The organism is Asaia sp. As-1742, from assembly GCF_011753235.1.
GTDB lineage: Bacteria > Pseudomonadota > Alphaproteobacteria > Acetobacterales > Acetobacteraceae > Asaia > Asaia bogorensis_B.
Map to the genome: position 1 here is coordinate 76,493 of NZ_VWWA01000005.1, position 19,284 is coordinate 95,776.

Genomic DNA, 19,284 nt, shown 5'->3' on the forward strand with positions numbered 1-19,284 from the left:
CTTATATTGCCAATGGAACCGTGTACATTTCTTCGGGTGGTACAACGACAGGTAATCAGTTCAACTCTGATCCCGTCACGGTAATGGCGGGAGCGAGCTCGGTAAACGATACTTTCTATAACAATGGTTATGACAGGAATATTGCCATTGTGCAGGCCGGAGGTACGCTCATTGGCGGCCAGGTTGGTTCAGGCGCCACTTTGTCTGCCATGTCGGGATCAGTCATCCAGGACCCATCGGTAGGGGATGGCGCTTACCTGGTGGTCGACAGGGCCGCAAGCGAGATTTGCTTCCTCGAAGGTACACACATCCTGACCGCCCGCGGTGAAGTCCGTATCGAAGAACTCGAAATCGGAGAGACTGTGGCCTGTCTGGTTGACGGCGAGGTCGTGTATCGCCCGATCATATGGCTGGGCCGACGGTTCAACAGGTTCGAACCCTGGCAACCTGCCGATCTTGCAGGGTATCCTGTACGTATCGAGGCCAATGCTTTTGAGGCTGGCGTGCCATCACGCGATCTGCTGGTTACTCCAGAGCACTGTTTCGCTTTCGAAGGCAGGATGCTGCCAATTCGTATGCTCGTGAATGGCGTGACAATACGCTATGACATGTCGATCCAGAGCTATGAATATTATCATATCGAACTTGCCGAGCATTCGATCATTCTGGCTGAGAACACACCGGTCGAGAGTTACATTGATACGGGGAACAGACATACCTTCGACGCGTCGAACAATGTTATCGCGCTTAGGTCTGCTTCTGACCCATGCTACGCCCTGCCGCTATGTGTCGAACAAGCCTTTGCGCAGGCATTGTATGAGCGATTTGCACAGGCTGTGACCTTGCCTGAAACCCGCAGCCTGACACGTGAGCCTGATCTACGTCTCGTCGATAGGACTGGTCGCGAAATTCGTCCTCTGCGTCGGGAGGGCTCGAAACATATGTTCCAGATTTCACCGGGTACGGCAGGAGTTCATATTGTATCGCGTGCATCGCGATCTTGCGACAGCATCGGCCCGTATGTCGACGACCGTCGGCGACTTGGCGTGCTGATCGGCACCATTGACGGCTTCTCCTGTGAAGGACAATTCGTTGTCACGACCCACTTGCGCGATGAGCCCCTCTCTGGATGGCACCCGGGCGAGAGCAGCTCTCGCTGGACCAACGGATACGGGTGGCTGCCTTTCGGAGAAGGAGAAATCGCGGATCCGGTCATATTGTGTATCGAGGTACTCGCTACCGGGACTTATCTGCCTGAAACTTGCGACGCCATGGAAATCCGGCGGGCGGGTTGAGCCGAGTATCCCGCTATCCTGTGGTCTAGTGGCTAGCCTCAGCCGAGGCAGCGCCCGTTCGGCAAGATCGTGTCGAACGGGTCACGGAGGAGGATCCGAGATCGCAATGTCATTCATCGGCCGCCAGGAGCACTAGGCGTTTCAAAGGCTGAAAAGAGGGGGCGACCGGCTCTCGGGTACCCCGGCTGGGGAGATGAGGTTAATCCGCGATGCTGGAAGGCAGACGGCCGGTCAGACGCGTGAAGGCTTTCGAGAAGGCCGCAAAGCTCTCATAACCCGCACTCATGGCCGCGCTGGCGACGCTTTCTCCCTGGGCGAGCTTCTTGTAGGCATGTGCGATGCGCAGGCGTTGCCGCCAGGCGGAGAAACTCAGGCCAGTATCATCTGCAAAATGACGGACGAAAGATCGTTGCGACATATTGGCCAGTCGGGCCCATTCTGGCTGGCTGCGCCGATCTGACGGGTCGTCTGTCAATGCCTCCGCCACACGCCTGAGCCGAGCGTCCTGAGGGAAGGGGAGGGCTCCCGTGTCTTGCGGCAGGGAGAGGAATTCATCCCAGAAACTCTCCGCCAGTCGTGCCACCACAGATGTCCATAATAGGCCGCGGGCCTGACGGGCGAGGCGCACGGCCTGTGCGTTGAGCAGATCGCTCCCGCGCGACAGAAACGGATAGGCTGGCAGGGCCTGACATCGCTCAGGATGGACATAGAGGCTCCAGCCCATGACCGCGCCGTGGGAGCGGGCCTCGTGAGTCAGGGATGGCGGGAGCCATAATAGCTGCCCAGGGCCGATCAACCATTGGGCTGCCTGCGTGCGCAGCGCCATGACGCCATTCGCAATCCCGAAAATCTGCCCGCGTTCATGGGCATGCGGGCGGGCCTCGCGGCGCTCACCCTGTTCCATATGGCCTCCCAGAATCCAGGGGGCGTCATGCGCTTCGGCTTCATGCGGGACCATGCTGCATTTGGCGTCCATGCACTGATTTATGGCGCATAGGCGCGAGAACGCCAACAGATAAGCCGTTAGGCTCAGCCTATCCGCCTTTGGATCTCATGAAGCGATTACTCAGGAAGCACGCCTATGAAGACAGGTTTTATCGGACTCGGTGCCATGGGGCACGCCATGGCTACGAGATTGCTCGAGGCCGGGCATGATGTGGTGGTCTATAACCGTACCCGTTCAAAGGCCGACGCCCTCGTCGCGCGCGGTGCCGTGGTGGCTGACACACCTGCCGAGGTGGCCAAGCAGACAGATGTCGTGTTTTCCATGCTGTTTGACGATGCCACAATTCAGGAAGCCAGTTTTGGACCAGACGGACTCGCGCAGGCCATGCGTGAAGGCGCCGTTCATGTCTGTTGCAGCACGCTCTCCCTCGATCAGGCGCGTCGGTTGCGCGATGGTCATGCGGCGCGTGGTCAGCATTATGTCAGCGCCAATGTGCTGGGTCGGCCGCCCGCCGCCGAGGCTGGAAAACTCTGTGCCATGATTGCCGGTGAGCAGGCGGTGCTGGATCGCGTCGCTCCGGTCATGGAAGCGTTCAGCCAGCGAATTTTCCGGGTGGGGAGTGACCCGGTGCAGGCCAATCTGGTCAAGCTCAGTCTCAACTTCATAATCTACTCGACCATCGAGCAGATGGCGGAAGTCTTTGCACTCAACGAGCAGATGGGGACAGACCCGGCACTGGTGTTCGAGATCATGATCAACAGCTTCTGCAATGCCCCGGTGCACAGAAATTACGGTCAGCTCATGGTTGACCGCGCCTATGATTATCCGGGGGCGCCTGTCACACTGGGCCTGAAAGACGTGAAGATGTTCCTGCAAGCCGGGCACGAAATCGGCTTGGATCTGCCTTATGCCGATATCGTGCATGACCGTCTTGCAGCTTCCATCGAAGCGGGAGACGGGGAACGGGACTTTGTGGTTCTGCAGGAGCAGGTCAAGGCCGGGCTGAAGCACGGCTGAGCCGGTATGTGAAGGGGGAGGCGATCCCGCGACAGGATTTCCCCCCCCTGTCGGTCCACCATGCGCAGCCCTGTCATTCAGCCGTGATGCCAGGCCGCGCCCGTGTAGAAAAATCGCCCCATACCGATGGTGAAGATCAAACAGCCATAAAGGGAATGTTCCAGACAGGCGAGGCGCAACGAGCGGTGACGCTCGTAATCGCGGGCAAACAGAAAGCCGCCAGCGAAAGTGAGGGCTATGGCAATCCAGTTAAGGAAAATGACATGAGCAAAAGCAAAGGTGATCGCGCTGGCCAGTATCCGACGCGTTGGGGTCACGAACAGTGACTGATAGCGTTGAAACAGGAAGCCCCGGTAGAGCATTTCCTGCGGCCAGACGGAAAGCAGGGGATAGAGGGCCATGATGACCAGCCAGAAGCCCGGGCGGTGTCGGGGGAGGTCGAGGAAATGGGTGGGCCAGAGAAAATAGGCCAGAACTGTCAGCGCGCTCCCCAAAATTCCGAAGCGTACGAAGATGGCCCGTATTTCCCGGTGCACGTCATGCGGCACAGGGAGACGCCCACGTATGGACAGCCACGCGATGATCGCGCCAACCCATAGCCCGGCGAACAGTATTCCCGGCTGACGCAAGGCCAGCACCAGAAGCGGGCCACCGCCGTAGAGTGCGAGAAATTCACCCAGACGCAGCGCCCGAGGCAGGAGACGCTTTGCGGGGGAAGGGTGGACGGGCGTCATGGCTTTACCCCTCTTCGGGACAGATTGTTACCGTCGTGGTGATAACGCCCGGTCGGAGGGGAGCAGGCCGCGTCAGGTGGTATCGGAAATGCTGCGACCAATGCGGGCGCGGTGAACGGCACCAGTTATGCAGCTTTTTTCGCAACTGACATGCTACCGCCGAGAGGGTAACGACAAAGCAGCGCGGTGCTCCCGACGTAGGTGCACTGAGAAACCGCTCTCGATGCTCAAGTGATGCGTGACGCTGAGCAGGTTGGACTGGAAAGAATAGCCCTGTCGCCGGGGATGCAGGATGACTGCAAACCCGGCGGGATCGGATCAGGCCTGCACATGATGGTGCAGGGAGATTCCTTCGTCCTGTTTACGGCGCAGTTCAACTTCGGCGGCCATCGCCTTCTGAAGCTTTTCGAACGCACGCGCCTCGATCTGGCGGATACGCTCACGCGATACGCCATATTCGTGTGAGAGCTCCTCAAGTGTCGACGGGTCGTCCTTGAGGCGTCTTTCGGTCAGGATGTGCCGTTCACGATCGTTCAGTGATTTCATGGCTTCAGTCAGCAGGGCCTGACGTCCGCTCATTTCCTCCGCGTCACCCAGCGTCGTTTCCTGGCTTTCCTGATCGTCAACCAGCCAATCCTGCCACTCGCCCTCGCTGTCGCTACGGAGGGGGGCATTGAGGCTGTGATCTGGTGCCGAGAGGCGCTGGTTCATCGACACCACATCCTGCTCGGGTACACCAAGCGTCGTGGCGATCTTGTCGACCTGCTCCGGCTTCAGGTCACCATCATCGATGGCCTGCATCTGGCCTTTCAGACGACGCAGGTTGAAGAACAGCTTCTTCTGCGACGCGGTGGTGCCCATTTTCACGAGCGACCAAGAGTGCAGAATGTACTCTTGCATCGCTGCGCGTATCCACCACATGGCATAGGTAGCTAAGCGGAAGCCACGATCGGGATCGAAGCGTTTGACGGCCTGCATCATGCCGATATTGCCCTCGCTGATCAGTTCGTTCAGCGGCAGGCCATAACCACGATAGCCCATGGCAATCTTGGCAACGAGGCGCAGGTGGGAAGTAACGAGCTTGTGGGCAGCAGCGTCGTCTTCCTTGTCACGCCAACGGCGGGCAAGTTCGACTTCTTCCTGCGGCGACAGGATGGGGAATTTACGGATCTCCTGAAGGTACCGTGTGAGGTTGTTTTCAGGGCCGATGGACATGACGGCGGAAGAGGCCATTGGGCTGCAACTCCTTTCGCCCGGACAGTGAAGGAACCAGATATACGGGTATTCACCCTGTTGGTTCCCGCTGGCGGGTGACGCATGGATAAGGAAGGACTTACGTCACCGCGCGATACCCTCCCATTGAGCGATATCAGGCGGCACGTCCGTTCCGGCGGCGCGTCAGCTCGTCGGATTGGCTAGGAGTGGATCATACAGCTTTTTCCGAGTCAAGAAAACGTACCACATTACTCCTATTTAACCCGGCCGATAGTCCAGGAAGTGCAGAGGCCCTTATCCAGCCTGAAGCAGGATGAAAACGCGCTTCGATCAGCGCCCTCGCAGCGCACGCAGGAGTGACTGGAAATCCTCTGGCGGCTCCGAGGTAAACAGGAGGCTCTCTCCTGTCCGGGGATGGGTGAAGCCGAGCCGCGCCGCGTGCAGAGCCTGCCGAGGGAAGTCGAGCGCTGCCCTTCTTGCTGCCTCGGGCAATCCACGTGCGGCCGCGGGGATGCGGCGCAGATAGACCGGATCGCCGAGCAGGGGATGGCCAGCCTGAGAGAGATGCACGCGTATCTGGTGAGTACGACCCGTCGCGAGCTTGCACTCGATCAGGCTTACGGAGGCGTCGAAGGCTTCGAGGCAGCGTACATGGGTCAGGGCGTGCTTGCCCCCCTGGGTGACGACTGTCATGCGTTTGCGGTCGCGCTTGTCCCGCCCGATCGCGCCATCATAACTGATGGTGGCTGGCAGAAGCCCCCAGGCCAGCGCCTTGTAGGCTCGATCGATATCACGCGCGGCGAAGGCATCGGAAAGCGCATTATGCGCGAGCGGCGTCTTGGCGACGACCATCAGTCCCGACGTATCCTTGTCGAGACGATGCACGATACCGGGGCGCTTTTCGCCGCCGATTCCTTCCAGATCCTCACCGCAATGACCGAGCAGGGCGTTGACCAGTGTACCTGTCTCATTACCCGGCGCTGGATGCACCACCAGCCCAGCCGGCTTGTCGAGCACGATCAGGTCGCGATCCTCGAACAGGATCGGCAGGGCGTGATCCTCGGCCTGTGGGCGGGCGGGGGCGGCAGGCGGCACGATCAGCACGAGGCGTCGCCCGGCTCTGGTGGTTTCCGAAGGCTCGCGTATGATGGAGCCGTCGCAGAAAACCTGCCCGGCCTCGATCAGGGATTTGACGCGTGAACGGGAGAGCGTGCCGATGGAATCGGCCAGAAAGCGGTCGAGCCGCTGCCCTGCCTGCTCTGGCGTGACAACAAACTCGAATCGGTTTTCATCGGGGACATGGGCATCGGTCATGCGCCCCTTTAGCAATTAGGATCACTTGCCGCCATGACTACGCCGCCGCCCCCTGTCTCACGTGTTCTGATGGCTGCGGTTATCGGCATGGGCGTTTTGATCGTCATCGGCACGGCCGGGCTGATTGGCATTGTCGTCCATCGTGCCATGCATCCCCATCGGGCGATCCTGCAGGAGAGACAGGTTTCTGCTCCCGCTATGCCGCGGCAAGGCGACATCGTGGCAAACAGGGCCAGTCGGGAAGGGGGTGATGGGGCCACCGTGTTCACCCTTCATGGTGGCGGGCATGTGCTCTCACAGATCGTACGCCCCGACGGCAGCCTGTCACTGCTGATCGCAACCCCTGAAGGCGAGCAGATTGTCATCTGGAGCCCTGAGTCCAATCGTGTGATGGCGCGCTTCGCTCTCAGTCCCTGAGTCGATCTTCCTTTCGTGCCGGGAAACTGGGGAACACACCAGAATGAACGCTCCGGGGCGTGGACTGGCATGCAATACGACGCAAGCCAGTCGACCCGTCCTTTCCAGTCAGGTCAGTACAACGAAAGCTTCGGCACGCCCCGCCTCAAGGCCAAGGCGCTCATAGACAGGCCCCATCTCGACGAGTCCCGTCCACTGGCTGAAGCTTTTCTTGTCCATGCCAAGATGGTGCGGCATCACCACGAGTGGTGGCGGATCATCCATGAACTTGATGCGTAATGTCGCCCAACGCGGCGCGATATGCCGGTGATAGACGGCCGAGAGCGCACATTGGTCGATGCACCAGTTGGTGGGATTGGCGCCATGATAGGCACTGATGATGTAGTCGCTCAGCGCCTGCGCGATGACGGGCAGAAGAGGCTTCTCGCCAAAATAGGATACGCCAGCGCCGAACCCCCACGGCTCACCACCGCACTGTCGACCGTCGCGATCATAGGCATAAAGTCTGAAGCCGTAGTCATAAGTCCTCAGCATGTCGCGTGCGAGAGACAGGAAATCGACCGGGATCATGGCATCCATGTCGATTGTCATGATCGGTCCATCAGCGAGACGGGCGATCCGCGGCATCATCAGATAGCGGATGCAGGAAAAGCTTGCGCCATCGGAATGCGACAGGCTGCCATAGGCAAAGACCAGCGAGACCATGCTTTTTACTCTGCGCAGGGCCGAAGCGACGTCTTCCAGGAACGCAACCTGCTCGTCCGAGGCATGGGCGACGCCGAGAACCAGCCTCACATGTCCTGGCGCCTCAGCGCCATCGCAGGCCTGGACCAGTGAGGCGATCAGTCCGGGGATGAAGGCAAAATAGCGCCTGTCTCCCCCTGCGATCAGGGTGAGTTCCGACCTTGAGCCGCCCGCGCCCTCTTCCTCATCGGGTAGTCCGGCCCAGCGCCATGCGTCGATACTGAGTGGACGTGGGTCGGCCGGACGCGTGGCGTGGCCTTGCCATGTATAGACCCCGCCGTTGAAGTGAATGAAATAGCGCTGGTTTTGCAGCGAGAGGCTGCGTGCCGTGTCATACAGGGCATTGGCTTCCTCCTGCTTGCCATCGAGCCAGTGTTTGTGGCCTTCCAGTATGGCGAGGGCATGAGAAGGACCGTTGAGGCGTCGCTCCTCGTTGAGGAAGATCTGTCGTCGTTCCGCCCGACATTGTGTCCATTTTTCCTCAAGGCGATGGTAATAAGGCGTCTGTTCGGCAAAGTCTCCGTCAGCAGGAAGCCAGCCCGGGACGAGCAGATCCTCGTATGACGGATCCAGCGGCCGCCCTATCGCACGCTCAAGCGTGGGCCAAAGCGTGAGAAAGGTTTCGGGCTCGGCAAGGCGCGCCCGAAACCGATCGATCACGACAGGGGTCTGAGCATCCTCTGGCAGTGCACCCGTGATGGCCGCAATCAGGGCTTCCTGGCAGGCGGGCTCGTCATGCTGCAGGCGTGCGAGGATGGCCCGTAGGATCAGGGCGTCTGTCCGGAGGACGCTGTTTTCGAGCACATCAAGGCAGAGCAGGGCGACGTCATCCAACCCGATGAGGAGGCAGAGCCGCGCCAGAAACATCATGTGACGGGGCTCGTTATAGTCTGTGATGGTCAGAAGAAGCTGCCGGGGCAAATCGTCAGGCTCGCCCCAGGGTGAGCGACCCCTGACAGCATTCGCCTGCAAATCCTGCATGGCCTGTGTCGCAGCCTCTATGGCGCGATGAAAGGCAGCATTGGGCCAGGCCGTGGCAACTCGCTTATCGGCCGCGCAGAGGGTTTGTCCGTCTTCCGTCAGGGAGAGGTCACTCAGGCCCAAACGGGTTGGCCCAAGGGTCAGGCTGAAGCCGTCTCGTCCGGGGCGGATCGTCTCGCCGTTCTCGAGTTTCCAGTCCCGTGAAAGCGCGGCATGCAGGACGCTCAGATGCCCGGCGTCCAGGGCGAGAAAATGCTCCCATTCCGCGCAGTGGCCGACGGCACGGAATGTTTCTCCCTCGCGACAGCTGATTGTGAGCGCCCCTCCCCGCAGGGCAACAATGGTGCCATGACCGGGCGTATTGTCCATGGTCATGCCCGGTGCAGGGGCTATGGTCACGACCTCGAACGGAAGGGGAGCGGATTCAGGCCGGGCCCAATATCCGGGATCGACGGGCAAGGCGTTCCCGGACAGCACGTCCGCGATGGGAGCGGGAAACAGGCGGCCGCCTTCAGAACATACAACGGCGCTATGCCAGGTGAGCAGGATCATGGCCATAGGTGAAAGATCTCCTGGCGCCGGGTTGTGCAGCAGCTTCGTTCTGTTCTTTGTGTTGCAGCGTTGTCGCGCAGCACGTCTGGCATCAAGGCCCTCAAGAGTTCGGGGCGATCTACCCCGCGAGGACGGCCTGCATCAATCCGGGAAAACGGGCATCGAGATCGTCTCTGCGGAGTGAGTTGAAATGCTGCACGCCCTGTATGCGCGTATGGAGCAGCCCGCTCTCACGCAGTACCTGAAAATGGTGAGACATACTTGAGCGTGGCCGATCACCAAGCAGTGCGGCGCAACTCGCTTCGGGAACCGAACCGAGGTGCTGAACGATTTCAAGACGGATCGGATCTGCCAATCCTCGCAGGACTCCCAGCAGGGTGAGGCTCTCCACAACGGGGTGATCGTAGTCAGGCATCTGGGCTGTCCGGTTCCAAAAAACAGGGGGGGAGGGGTTGTCGTCACGAAGACGCATCCCCATTCCTCATATTGTTCGATCAAAATCGAATTAAACCCCCACGGGTTCATGAGGACTTAGCATTATGACAACTCTGTTCGATCCGATCCAGCTTGGCGCCATCGACGCGAAGAACCGGATCCTGATGTCACCACTCACACGTGGCCGTGGCACACGTGAGCATGTGCCGACGCCGGTCATGGCAGAATACTATGCCCAGCGCGCCAGCGCCGGACTGATCATCTCTGAGGCAACCGGTATCAGCCGCGAGGGACTGGGCTGGCCCTATGCGCCCGGTATCTGGTCACAGGAACAGGTCGAGGCCTGGAAGCCGATCACCAGGGCGGTGCATGACAAGGGTGGCAAGATCGTTGTCCAGCTCTGGCATATGGGACGCATGGTGCATTCCAGCGTAACGGGTCAGCAGCCGGTTTCCAGCTCGCCCACCTCTGCGCCCGCGCCGCTGCACACTTATGACGGCAAACAGGAGCCGGAGCAGGCACGCGCACTCACCAAGGCCGATATCACGCGTATCCTGGGCGAGTACGAGGTTGCTGCCCGCAATGCCATCGCAGCCGGGTTCGATGGCGTGCAGATTCACGCCGCCAATGGCTATCTGATTGATGAATTCCTGCGTGACGGCACCAATCATCGCGAGGATGAGTATGGCGGATCGCCTGAAAACCGCATCCGCTTCCTGCGTGAGGTGACGGAACGTGTCATCGCCACCATCGGGGCAGACCGGACATCCGTGCGTCTCTCACCCAATGGCGATACGCAGGGTTGCATCGATAGCGCGCCCGAGACCGTGTTCGTTCCGGCGGCAAAGCTGCTCAACGATCTCGGCATCGGCTTCCTCGAGCTGCGTGAACCCGGCACGAACGGTACATTTGGCAAGACTGACCAGCCCAAGCTGCATGGCCCGATTCGTGAAGTATTCCGGAATCCTCTGGTTCTGAATCAGGACTACACACGTGAGGAGGCTCTTGAAACCGTCGCCAACGGGACGGCCGATGCCATCGCATTTGGCCGTAAATTCATTGCCAACCCTGATCTTCCGCGTCGTTTGTCTGAGAACCTTCCGCTTCAGTCCGACAATATCAAGACGTGGTACAGCCGTGGGGACGAGGGATACATCGATTACCCTTTTTATAACGAATCGTGACTTTGCTATAAAACCTGCCTAGGTATGTTGACCTCGTAACGTGTTCGGGTTTCAGGAAGATACATTTCGTTTCTTTCTGGAACCTCGATGCGCCTAAAATCTCTCTTCGCTGCAGCCTCCCTCTCAGCTCTCGCAGTATCCACGGCTCTGGCCGACCCACTCCCTGTGGTCGCTGTCAACCGGGAGATCGGTCTCTCAATGGCCGGGATTTTTGATAATCTCGTGGGGGGCTATGGCGACCAGTATCAGACGACGGGTGGTCAGTGGTACCGTCCGTATCACTCTGCGTCGCAATCACGCTCCCGCCGTATCGGCTGGGTTCCGGGGTTTCAGGTGGACGCCTCGACCATGGTCTCTCTGGGGCGGATAGAGAACCTGTATGCCTCCGCACTTTTCCGGCTCGGCTCGGGAACACGCAATAACAAATATGCGAGCAGCTACAGCTCGTCCTATGGCAGCGACGCGTGGCAGACCAACGGTGGGGAGAGTGCCAACTCGACCTATAGCCGTGGCGAAATCGGCAAGGGTTTCCTGGTTCTGCATGACAAGGCGCTCATCACCCCCTTCGTCCAGGGGGGATATGACAGCTATGGCTACGATAGCTTCGGCGGGCAGAATGCCTTCTTCGTCGGGCTAGGCCTGAATGCGGATTATGCGCTGACCGATCGTCTGGTTCTGCGCGGTCGGTTCGGCTGGGCCGAGATTCTCGACACGGGGACCTATCGCGTGAATGGTGCCTCGACGCGGCCGCGCTGGGAAGGCAGTCTCGGGGCAGATTACGCCATGACCCGCCACTGGCATCTGACGGCCGGCGGGGACTACGCCTACACATCCTATGGCCATGACACATACCGCTATGCCTACCAGAGCATGAGCGAGGGGCAGGTCTCGGGACGCTGGACCTCAAGCGGCATCCAGAACGGCCTGACCCTGCGTGCAGGTCTCGCCTACGCGTATTGAGGCACGGGTGTGACCCGGCGCAGGAATTTCTCCTTATGCCGGGTTGTCGGGTCAGCGCGTGGCGTGCGTCGTGAAGCGAGCCGCAAGCCGCGCGTGATCCTCGAGGATCATCCGGGGTATATCAACGTGCCCGATAAAGCCGCGCCCCCTTGGGCCATAACCCGTGGTCGTATCCTGTAGCCGGGGAATTTCCCCCAGAAGCAGGGACAGGTAGCGCTCCTCTGTCCAGGATTCTGATGTTACCGCTTCTCCGAGGCGGGGCGTGAAAGGCGGAGAGGAAAAGAACAGGGTCGGGTGATCGCGCCAGACGTGGTGAAACGTCGCGTCGGTGCGGCGTTGCAAAAGCGGGTCCTGAACCAGAACAACGTGGTGCGGCTTCAGCCCAAGCTCTTCGAGTGTGTCGCGCGTAAAAGCTGCGTTCTCACCCGTGTTTGTCGAGCGGGTCTCCAGAATGATCTGGTCACGGGCGATGAGGGAATCTGCTGCAATCAGCCGAGAGATCAATTCGGCTTCCGAAAGATCGGCGAGGGCAGAGGGTGCGCAGTCGAGGCGCGAGGCAAGAGCCGCCACCAGCGGCGGGGTCGAATGGCCGATCCCTCCGGTGATGAGCAGGAGACAGTCGTGCTGGCGCGCCAAGCTCGTGGCATGATCAACACAGGCAAGTACGCCATTGCCAGCGAGACAAACGAGGTCGATCCGGTTCGGTGCATCATCGACACTTGTCAGAGCCAGATAGCCAGCGATACGGTCTGCGGCCTCTCTGATCTCGGGTTGTTCCAAAGCGGAAAAATCCGGATGTGTCATCTCTGTCCCATCGCCTTCTCTCTCCCCTCACCGGTCAAGGGAGTGGCCGGCCAGGGTGGCGCCGCAGCTCCTGAAGAGATGCGGGGCCAATTTCAATTCCCGGCAAGTATGCCTTCGCGCTCGGGAAAACGTGGCATCACACTCGGGTCAGACCGTGAAATACTTGGCCCGAGGGTTGAGCATGACGAGCGCAGAAGTCGATTGCTCGGGGTGAAGCTGATAGCCATCCGATAGCGAAACCCCGATGCGCTCGGCATCGAGGAGCTTCAGAATGGGCTCCTGATCTTCCAGGCGCGGGCAAGCCGGGTAGCCGAAGGAGTAGCGCGAGCCGCGATAGGATTGCGCCAGCATCTTTTCCATGTCGCGATCATCCTCACCCGCAAAACCGAGTTCGGCGCGGATGCGCTTGTGTGTGTATTCTGCCATGGCTTCGGCCATTTCGACCGAAAGTCCGTGCAGATACAGGTAGTCCTGATAGCGATTGGCCTCGAACCAGTCCCGTGCCAGATCAGACGCTTTCTGGCCCACTGTCACGACCTGAAGGCCCACCACGTCGCGTTCAGCATCGTCAATATCCCGCACGAAGTCAGCGATACATTCGCCATCTTCACGGGGCTGGCGGGGGAGGGCGAAGCGTGCGGCCTCGGTCACGCCATCCTCATGGAAGAGCACAAGGTCATTCCCTTCGCCTGCGGCCTTCCAGTAACCATAGATGGCCTGAGGCTTGAGAATGGCTTCTTCCGCACAAAGTGCAAGCATACGCTTGAGCACAGGGCGCAGCTCCTGCTTGGCGTAGGTCATGAACTCGTCGAGCGAGCGCCCCTGCTTACGGAAGCCCCACTGGAACTGATAGAGCGAGCGCTCATTCAGGAAGGGCAGCACAGCGGCGGGTGCGGCCTCGACCACACGGGCGCCCCAGAAAGGCGGCACAGGTACAGGCTGCGTTCCGGCCACGCGGGCACGACGGGCGCGCGCCGCTTCCTTGTCGATGGGCGCAAAGCCACGTGTCTCGGCCAGCTCGGGCGCCCGCTCGACTTTGCGCTGCTTACCCGCCCGACGCGTCTGGATGGCGCTCAGGTAGTCGTCAAACTGGTTGTTCACCACCTTGTCCATGAGCGACAGCCCATCAAAGGCATCGCGTGCATAGGCGACGCGCCCTGCGGTCTCGATCCCGTAGGAGCGGGCACATTCATCTTCCACATAGTTGCGCGTCAATGCTGCGCCACCGAGAAAGACAGGAATATCGATACCCTGACGCGCCATTTCCTCTAGGTTTTCGCGCATGATTACGGTGGATTTCACGAGCAGGCCCGACATGCCGATGGCCTGAGCGTTGTGCTCTCGTGCTGCGGTGATCATGTCAGCCAGGGGCACCTTGATGCCCAGATTGATGACCCGATAGCCGTTATTGGTCAGAATGATATCGACAAGGTTCTTGCCGATATCATGCACATCGCCCTTGACGGTCGCGAGGACCATCGTACCGCGTGCCTGCCCCTCGACACGCTCCATATAGGGTTCGAGCCACGCTACGGCGGTCTTCATGGTTTCTGCCGATTGCAGCACGAAGGGAAGCTGCATCTTTCCTGCGCCGAACAGCTCGCCCACCACCTTCATGCCATCCAGAAGCACGGTGTTGATGATGTCGAGCGGGGGCATTTCTTCCATTGCCGCAGCAAGATCATCCTCGATGCCCTTGCGATCGCCATCGACGATACGATCCTTCAGACGTTCGGCTGGCGTCTCGGCGCGACGCTTCTGAACGGCATCAGCCGCCTTGCGGCCTGCAAAGAGTTCCAGCAGTCTCTGGAGCGGGTCATAATCCTCGCGGCGTCGGTCGAAGATCAGATCCTCGGCGACCTTCACTTCCTCGGCGGCAATCAGATGTAGCGGGCGGATCTTGCTCACATGCACGATGGCACCCGTCATGCCGGCCTTGACCGCATGATCGAGAAAGACCGAGTTCAGCACAGCGCGCGCCGCCGGGTTGAGGCCAAAGGAGATGTTCGACAGGCCCAGAATGATCTGGATGTCAGGGAAGCGTTCGCGGATCATCCGGATGCCTTCGAGCGTCCAGACACCCAGCTTGCGATCGTCTTCCACGCCCGTGGCAATGGTGAAGGTCAGCGGGTCGATCATCAGATCGGATTGCGGCAGACCGTGCTTCGTGCAGGCGAAATCGACCAGACGCTCGGCAATACGCAGCTTGTCTTCCGGCGTCTTGGCCATGCCCACTTCATCGATGGTGAGCGCAATCACCGCAGCGCCGAATTTGCGCGCCAGGATCATGCGGTCCTGGGCATGGCCTTCACCATCCTCGAAATTGATCGAGTTGATGATGGGCTTGCCGCCATGCAGCTTGAGCGCAGCCTCGATGACCGGGGTCTCGGTTGAGTCGATCACCAGGGGCGCATTCACTGAAGACGTGAAGCGCGTGACGACCTCATTCATCTCGGCAATTTCGTTGCGTCCAACAAAGGCAGTGCAGAGATCAAGCGCATTAGAGCCTTCGGCGGCCTGTTCGCGTCCAACGGCAACGCAGCCATCCCAGTCGCCAGCTTCCTGCAACTCGCGCCATTTCTTGGACCCATTGGCGTTGCAGCGCTCGCCAATGGAGAAATAGGAGTTCTCCTGACGGAGCGGTGTCTGGGTATAGAGGCTTGCGACAGACGGCACCCAATGGTGGATGCGCTTGACCGGGGCAGGGCGATGGCTGGTCCCGCCACGCTTTCGAAGCATCCCGTCCAGCGCCTGGATATGCGGGGTGGAGGTGCCGCAGCATCCGCCCACCAGATTGAGGCCATCCTCGACGATGAAACGCTCTACCCAGCTCGCCATCTCACCAGGGGTAAGGGGGTAATGCGTGGTGCCGTTCACCAGTTCGGGAAGGCCTGCATTGGGCTGGATGGAAATCAGGCCGGGCCAGTTCTCGGACAGCCATTTCACATGCTCCGCCATCTCCTGCGGGCCAGTGGCGCAGTTCATGCCGATGAGAGGCACGTCCAGTGCGTGGATGGTGGTAGCTGCTGCGGCGATATCGGGGCCAACAAGAAGCGTGCCGGTGGTCTCAACCGTCACCTGCACGAAGATCGGTGCATCCGAACCCAGTTCTCGCTTGGCGGCCTTGGCGGCATTGACGGCGGCCTTGATCTGAAGCGTGTCCTGGCAGGTCTCGATCAGAAACGCATCGACCCCGCCATCGATCAGGCCGCGGCATTGCTCGATGATCCCGGCCTCGAGGGTATCGTAGTCGATATTGGCGAGGCTGGGCAGCTTGGTGCCCGGGCCGATGGAGCCCACAACATAACGGTGACGCCCGTCGCTGAAGGTCTCGGCGGCCTCGCGCGCCAGCTCGGCCGATTTGCGGTTGATCTCGCGGGCACGGTCCTGCAAGCCGAATTCGGCAAGGGTAACGATCGAGCCACCGAACGTATTGGTCTCGACCATATCCGCGCCGACCTCGAAATACCCGCGATGGATCTCGCGGATCAGTTCGGGTCGGGACAGCGTCAGGATTTCGGTGCAGTTCTCCTGCCCCCAGTAATCGCGCTCCACTTCGAGATCGAGCATCTGGATGCGTGAGCCCATCCCGCCATCGCAAAGCAGGACATGGTCACGCAGGGCGTCGAGAAGATGGGGACGTGTCATGATGGCGGTCAGTCTCGCTGTATGGGTCGGGCGCAGGTGCGGAGCCGCGACTGGGCGCTACGGCTGCTTGCCTTTTTTCAGAGGCTACGGCGTCTGTCCAGTATGATGCGCCATGCAGGGGCGCTCCATGGTGGGGCCAAGCGCTCGCCCTATCCCATGCGACCTGCCGGTTTCCACATAGTACTGAGAGACTTATGATTGGCATGAAAGTGCAGGGATGCGGAGATATGAATGACGGGTGATGGGCGCATACCTCTTTATATACTGGGTGATGAAGACACGCCGGCACCAGAACTTGCCCAACGCCAGAACGAGAGCGCCTGCCTCTCATTCGGGGTGGAAAGGCAGGGAATGTGGTCAGTCTACCGCCGCGTTGCGTCCGCTGCAGGTGATGAAAGGAAGCATGGTGGGTTTTGTTCATGCTGTGCGGGACGAGGTGACCTGGCCACGGCTCTGAACCTGCTGTTTCTCGACCGGGTGCGCGGGGCCTGCCCGCCATTTTCTTTCGTAGTCGTCTCCTGCGAAGCGTGTAGAGTGACTGACATTCGAGAGTTGCTGCAACAAGATGCAATCGTCAGAGCACGTTACCAATTTTAAATTCTATGTATTTTTTCGCGAGTTCGTTTGGAATTTACATAGTAACAGTTCCAGAATATGTAGAGATCTCGTGTCGAGTTCAGCGATTTCTATGACTTATGATAAAAACACGAAATTCTCGCTCGACAGGGGGAGGGGTATTCGCGCTATTCGGGCGTCCTGAAGTCTGAGCGGCTTAGTGAAACACAAGAGGAAGCTTCGTGAAGCATCGTGATGGCGTCGCTGCGGACAGCGAAACCCAAAATCCCGTCTATATCCGACTGCGCGCCGCTATGGCTGCTGCCAAGTATCACGGGCTTGACCTTGATATGCGTGACTTTGTGGCTGAGCCGGGGGAAGATTCACCCTCGCCAGCTTCATTGGCAAGATGGTTGAACGAGAATGGTGCTGTAGCGAAGGGGATGCGCATCAAGTGGCGCTATCTTGTTCGCATGCAGAATACGCCGCCGATTGTTCTGATGTTTCGTGATGGTTCTGCAGCCCTGATGGTGCGGGCAGATCCCGACAAGAACATCGTCTGGCTTCGCGACCCGCTGGGAGATGAAGGCAGCGTTCCTGTTGCGGTGGATGAACTCAGGCTCACGCAGGTCTGGACCGGCGATATCCTGCTGGTCAAGCGTCGCCGCGACCTTTCAGAGGCAGACGCACCCTTTGACCTGATGTGGTTCGTGCGTGTCGTCTTGCGCGAAAAGCAGTCGCTGCGTGACATCCTGTTCTCATCCATGGTTTTGTCGGTACTTCAGATATTCCCTGCCATGATTGTCATGCAGGTGCTCGACCGCGTGGTGAATTACCACTCGATGTCGACCCTGGTCTCAATCACGGCAATCGTGCTGATCCTGAGCTTCTACGAGACGTTGCTGACCTATGGGCGCCGTGAACTGACGCTTGTCATGACGACGCGCGTCGACACACGTATCTCGCTTCACGCATTCAGCCGCCTTCTTGCGTTGCCTCTCGAGTTTTATGAGCGCGAGCAGACGGGGCGTATCCTTGGCCGCTATATGGCAATCTACAGGGTGCGTGACTTCCTGACCGGCAAGCTCATGTCGACTTTCCTCGATATGTTCACGCTTATAGTCATCCTGCCTATCCTGTTCTGGATGAGCTCGACCCTGGCCTGGATGACGGTTGCCTGCGCAGGCCTCATCGGGTTGATCATCGTGATCTTCCTCACCCCGATGACGCGTGTTTACAACAAGATGGTTCAGGCGGAGATGGACCGCAGTTCCATTCTCTATGAAACGGTTGCCGGTATTCGTACCGTCAAGACGCTGGCTCTTGAACCGACACGTCGCGAGAAATGGGATGAGACTACGGCCGAAGTCATCCGGTGGAAGCTGGCTGCGGGGCGTATGCAGAACTGGCCGAGCACGCTGGTCATGCCGCTCGACATGTTCATCAATCGCGGCATCATTCTTGTTGGTGCCTATCTGATCCTGACGGGGTCGAGCAGCATCCAGCCCGGCGCACTCATGGCGTTCATGATGTTGGGTAGCCGTGTGGCGGCGCCTCTGGTGGGGCTCGCGAAAATCCTCGAGGATGTAAACGAGGTTATGACGTCGCTTGGTGAGGCGGGGCTTGTGCTGAACCAGCCGACCGAAACCAAGGCGCTTACTTCGGGTCTTCGGCCGCCGATCAAGGGTGCGCTCTCTTTTGCCCAGGTCGATTTCAGCTATCCCGGAACATCGATCAAGGCGCTCAACAACGTCAATTTCGAAATTCCTGCTGGCACCATGCTGGGGTTGGTTGGTCGATCCGGTTCCGGAAAATCCACGGTTACTCGTCTGCTTCAGGGGGTAAGTCGCAGTTATACGGGCTACCTGCGTCTCGATGGGGTGGAACTGCGCGAGATCAATCTCAGTCATCTGCGCCGTTCCTTCGGCGTCGTGCTCCAGGACAACTTCCTGTTCCGCGGCACGGTGAGGGACAACATCACTGCCGGTCGAGCTGGCTACACCATGGATGACGTGATCAGGGCAGCTCGTCTTGCCGGTGCCGAGGAATTCATCGACCGTATGCCCGCCGGGTACGATACGCCTATCGAGGAAGGATCAACCAACATCTCGGGTGGTCAGAGGCAGCGGCTGGCCATTGCCCGCGCCGTGATCAGTGACCCGAAACTGATGATCCTTGATGAAGCGACATCGGCTCTGGATCCCGAAAGTGAGGCGCTGGTCAACGCCAACCTGCAGCGGATCGGCAAGGGGCGTACGATGGTCATCGTGTCCCATCGCCTTTCCTCGCTGGTGGACTGTCATCAGATCTGCGTCATGGATAAAGGCAAGGTTGTCGACGTGGCGCCGCACAACGTGCTGCTCGAACGCTGCGAAATCTATCGCATGCTCTGGATGCAGCAGAACCGTCACGAACACGGCACCCATAATAAAAAGAACACCGATCAGAATGACGATCCCATGCTGATGGATGAGGAATAAGCC

Annotated in this window: 14 protein-coding genes; 6 read left to right on the forward strand and 8 right to left on the reverse strand. The window is 59.5% G+C overall.

Annotated elements, in window-relative coordinates; genetic code table 11:
* Window positions 1–20 precede the first annotated feature (20 nt).
* Window positions 21–1,295 carry a Hint domain-containing protein gene (locus tag F3J08_RS09685; protein ID WP_166929621.1) on the forward strand — a complete coding sequence of 425 codons (1,275 nt, stop codon included), beginning with the start codon at window positions 21–23 and terminating at the stop codon, window positions 1,293–1,295.
* A 199-nt stretch (window positions 1,296–1,494) separates the two neighbouring features.
* Here F3J08_RS09685 and F3J08_RS09690 read toward each other — a convergent pair whose 3' ends face one another.
* On the reverse strand, window positions 1,495–2,253 hold the full coding sequence (locus F3J08_RS09690; RefSeq protein ID WP_166929623.1) for a helix-turn-helix domain-containing protein: 759 nt from the start codon (window positions 2,251–2,253) through the stop codon (window positions 1,495–1,497).
* Between the two features lie 123 nt (window positions 2,254–2,376).
* On the opposite strand from F3J08_RS09690, the gene F3J08_RS09695 reads away from it, so the two are divergent.
* Complete coding sequence (locus tag F3J08_RS09695; protein WP_166929625.1) at window positions 2,377–3,258, forward strand: NAD(P)-dependent oxidoreductase; 882 nt, start codon at window positions 2,377–2,379, stop codon at window positions 3,256–3,258.
* 77 nt (window positions 3,259–3,335) lie between these two features.
* Here F3J08_RS09695 and F3J08_RS09700 read toward each other — a convergent pair whose 3' ends face one another.
* The 3 genes from F3J08_RS09700 to F3J08_RS09710 all read right to left on the reverse strand — a co-directional run bounded on the left by F3J08_RS09700 (window position 3,336) and on the right by F3J08_RS09710 (window position 6,521).
* Window positions 3,336–3,992: a CPBP family intramembrane glutamic endopeptidase gene (locus F3J08_RS09700; RefSeq protein WP_166929627.1), complete on the reverse strand. Its 657-nt coding sequence runs from the start codon at window positions 3,990–3,992 to the stop codon at window positions 3,336–3,338.
* Window positions 3,993–4,310: 318 nt separating this feature from the next.
* Window positions 4,311–5,225, reverse strand: a complete 915-nt coding sequence (rpoH, locus tag F3J08_RS09705) for an RNA polymerase sigma factor RpoH (RefSeq protein WP_122038933.1) — start codon at window positions 5,223–5,225, stop codon at window positions 4,311–4,313.
* Between the two features lie 312 nt (window positions 5,226–5,537).
* Entirely contained in the window at window positions 5,538–6,521 is a 984-nt protein-coding gene (locus tag F3J08_RS09710) for an RluA family pseudouridine synthase (RefSeq protein ID WP_122038932.1), read from the reverse strand.
* Between the two features lie 33 nt (window positions 6,522–6,554).
* On the opposite strand from F3J08_RS09710, the gene F3J08_RS09715 reads away from it, so the two are divergent.
* Complete coding sequence (locus F3J08_RS09715; protein ID WP_122038931.1) at window positions 6,555–6,938, forward strand: hypothetical protein; 384 nt, start codon at window positions 6,555–6,557, stop codon at window positions 6,936–6,938.
* A 108-nt stretch (window positions 6,939–7,046) separates the two neighbouring features.
* Here the strand turns inward: F3J08_RS09715 and F3J08_RS09720 are convergent, their stop codons facing one another.
* Complete coding sequence (locus F3J08_RS09720) at window positions 7,047–9,221, reverse strand: hypothetical protein (RefSeq protein ID WP_166929629.1); 2,175 nt, start codon at window positions 9,219–9,221, stop codon at window positions 7,047–7,049.
* A gap of 112 nt (window positions 9,222–9,333) precedes the next feature.
* Window positions 9,334–9,630 (reverse strand): helix-turn-helix transcriptional regulator, encoded by a 297-nt coding sequence (locus tag F3J08_RS09725; RefSeq protein WP_122038929.1) that lies wholly within the window; start codon window positions 9,628–9,630, stop codon window positions 9,334–9,336.
* Window positions 9,631–9,754: 124 nt separating this feature from the next.
* On the opposite strand from F3J08_RS09725, the gene F3J08_RS09730 reads away from it, so the two are divergent.
* Both F3J08_RS09730 and F3J08_RS09735 read left to right on the forward strand, forming a co-directional pair.
* A complete protein-coding gene (locus tag F3J08_RS09730) occupies window positions 9,755–10,834 on the forward strand; it encodes an alkene reductase (RefSeq protein WP_166929631.1) in 1,080 nt (359 codons plus the stop codon).
* 87 nt (window positions 10,835–10,921) lie between these two features.
* Window positions 10,922–11,794: a hypothetical protein gene (locus F3J08_RS09735; protein WP_166929633.1), complete on the forward strand. Its 873-nt coding sequence runs from the start codon at window positions 10,922–10,924 to the stop codon at window positions 11,792–11,794.
* Between the two features lie 51 nt (window positions 11,795–11,845).
* Here F3J08_RS09735 and F3J08_RS09740 read toward each other — a convergent pair whose 3' ends face one another.
* The gene (locus tag F3J08_RS09740; protein WP_166929635.1) at window positions 11,846–12,598 is read right to left on the reverse strand and encodes a YdcF family protein; all 753 of its coding nucleotides are present in this window, start codon (window positions 12,596–12,598) and stop codon (window positions 11,846–11,848) included.
* 147 nt (window positions 12,599–12,745) lie between these two features.
* Window positions 12,746–16,246, reverse strand: coding sequence for a methionine synthase (gene metH / locus F3J08_RS09745; protein WP_205206895.1), 3,501 nt, complete (start codon window positions 16,244–16,246; stop codon window positions 12,746–12,748).
* Window positions 16,247–17,115: 869 nt separating this feature from the next.
* Between metH and F3J08_RS09750 the strand changes: the two genes are divergently transcribed.
* Window positions 17,116–19,281 (forward strand): peptidase domain-containing ABC transporter, encoded by a 2,166-nt coding sequence (locus F3J08_RS09750; RefSeq protein ID WP_122038994.1) that lies wholly within the window; start codon window positions 17,116–17,118, stop codon window positions 19,279–19,281.
* Window positions 19,282–19,284 lie beyond the last annotated feature (3 nt).

What these genes read in the sequence shown, in the direction of transcription:
- F3J08_RS09690 (WP_166929623.1), bottom strand. Translation starts at nt 2,253, where the DNA reads ATGGTCCCGCATGAAGCCGAAGCGCATGACGCCCCCTGGATTCTGGGA.
- F3J08_RS09695 (WP_166929625.1), top strand. Translation starts at nt 2,377, where the DNA reads ATGAAGACAGGTTTTATCGGACTCGGTGCCATGGGGCACGCCATGGCT.
- F3J08_RS09700 (WP_166929627.1), bottom strand. Translation starts at nt 3,992, where the DNA reads ATGACGCCCGTCCACCCTTCCCCCGCAAAGCGTCTCCTGCCTCGGGCG.
- rpoH (WP_122038933.1), bottom strand. Translation starts at nt 5,225, where the DNA reads ATGGCCTCTTCCGCCGTCATGTCCATCGGCCCTGAAAACAACCTCACA.
- F3J08_RS09710 (WP_122038932.1), bottom strand. Translation starts at nt 6,521, where the DNA reads ATGACCGATGCCCATGTCCCCGATGAAAACCGATTCGAGTTTGTTGTC.
- F3J08_RS09715 (WP_122038931.1), top strand. Translation starts at nt 6,555, where the DNA reads ATGACTACGCCGCCGCCCCCTGTCTCACGTGTTCTGATGGCTGCGGTT.
- F3J08_RS09720 (WP_166929629.1), bottom strand. Translation starts at nt 9,221, where the DNA reads ATGGCCATGATCCTGCTCACCTGGCATAGCGCCGTTGTATGTTCTGAA.
- F3J08_RS09725 (WP_122038929.1), bottom strand. Translation starts at nt 9,630, where the DNA reads ATGCCTGACTACGATCACCCCGTTGTGGAGAGCCTCACCCTGCTGGGA.
- F3J08_RS09730 (WP_166929631.1), top strand. Translation starts at nt 9,755, where the DNA reads ATGACAACTCTGTTCGATCCGATCCAGCTTGGCGCCATCGACGCGAAG.
- F3J08_RS09735 (WP_166929633.1), top strand. Translation starts at nt 10,922, where the DNA reads ATGCGCCTAAAATCTCTCTTCGCTGCAGCCTCCCTCTCAGCTCTCGCA.
- F3J08_RS09740 (WP_166929635.1), bottom strand. Translation starts at nt 12,598, where the DNA reads ATGACACATCCGGATTTTTCCGCTTTGGAACAACCCGAGATCAGAGAG.
- metH (WP_205206895.1), bottom strand. Translation starts at nt 16,246, where the DNA reads ATGACACGTCCCCATCTTCTCGACGCCCTGCGTGACCATGTCCTGCTT.
- F3J08_RS09750 (WP_122038994.1), top strand. Translation starts at nt 17,116, where the DNA reads ATGGCTGCTGCCAAGTATCACGGGCTTGACCTTGATATGCGTGACTTT.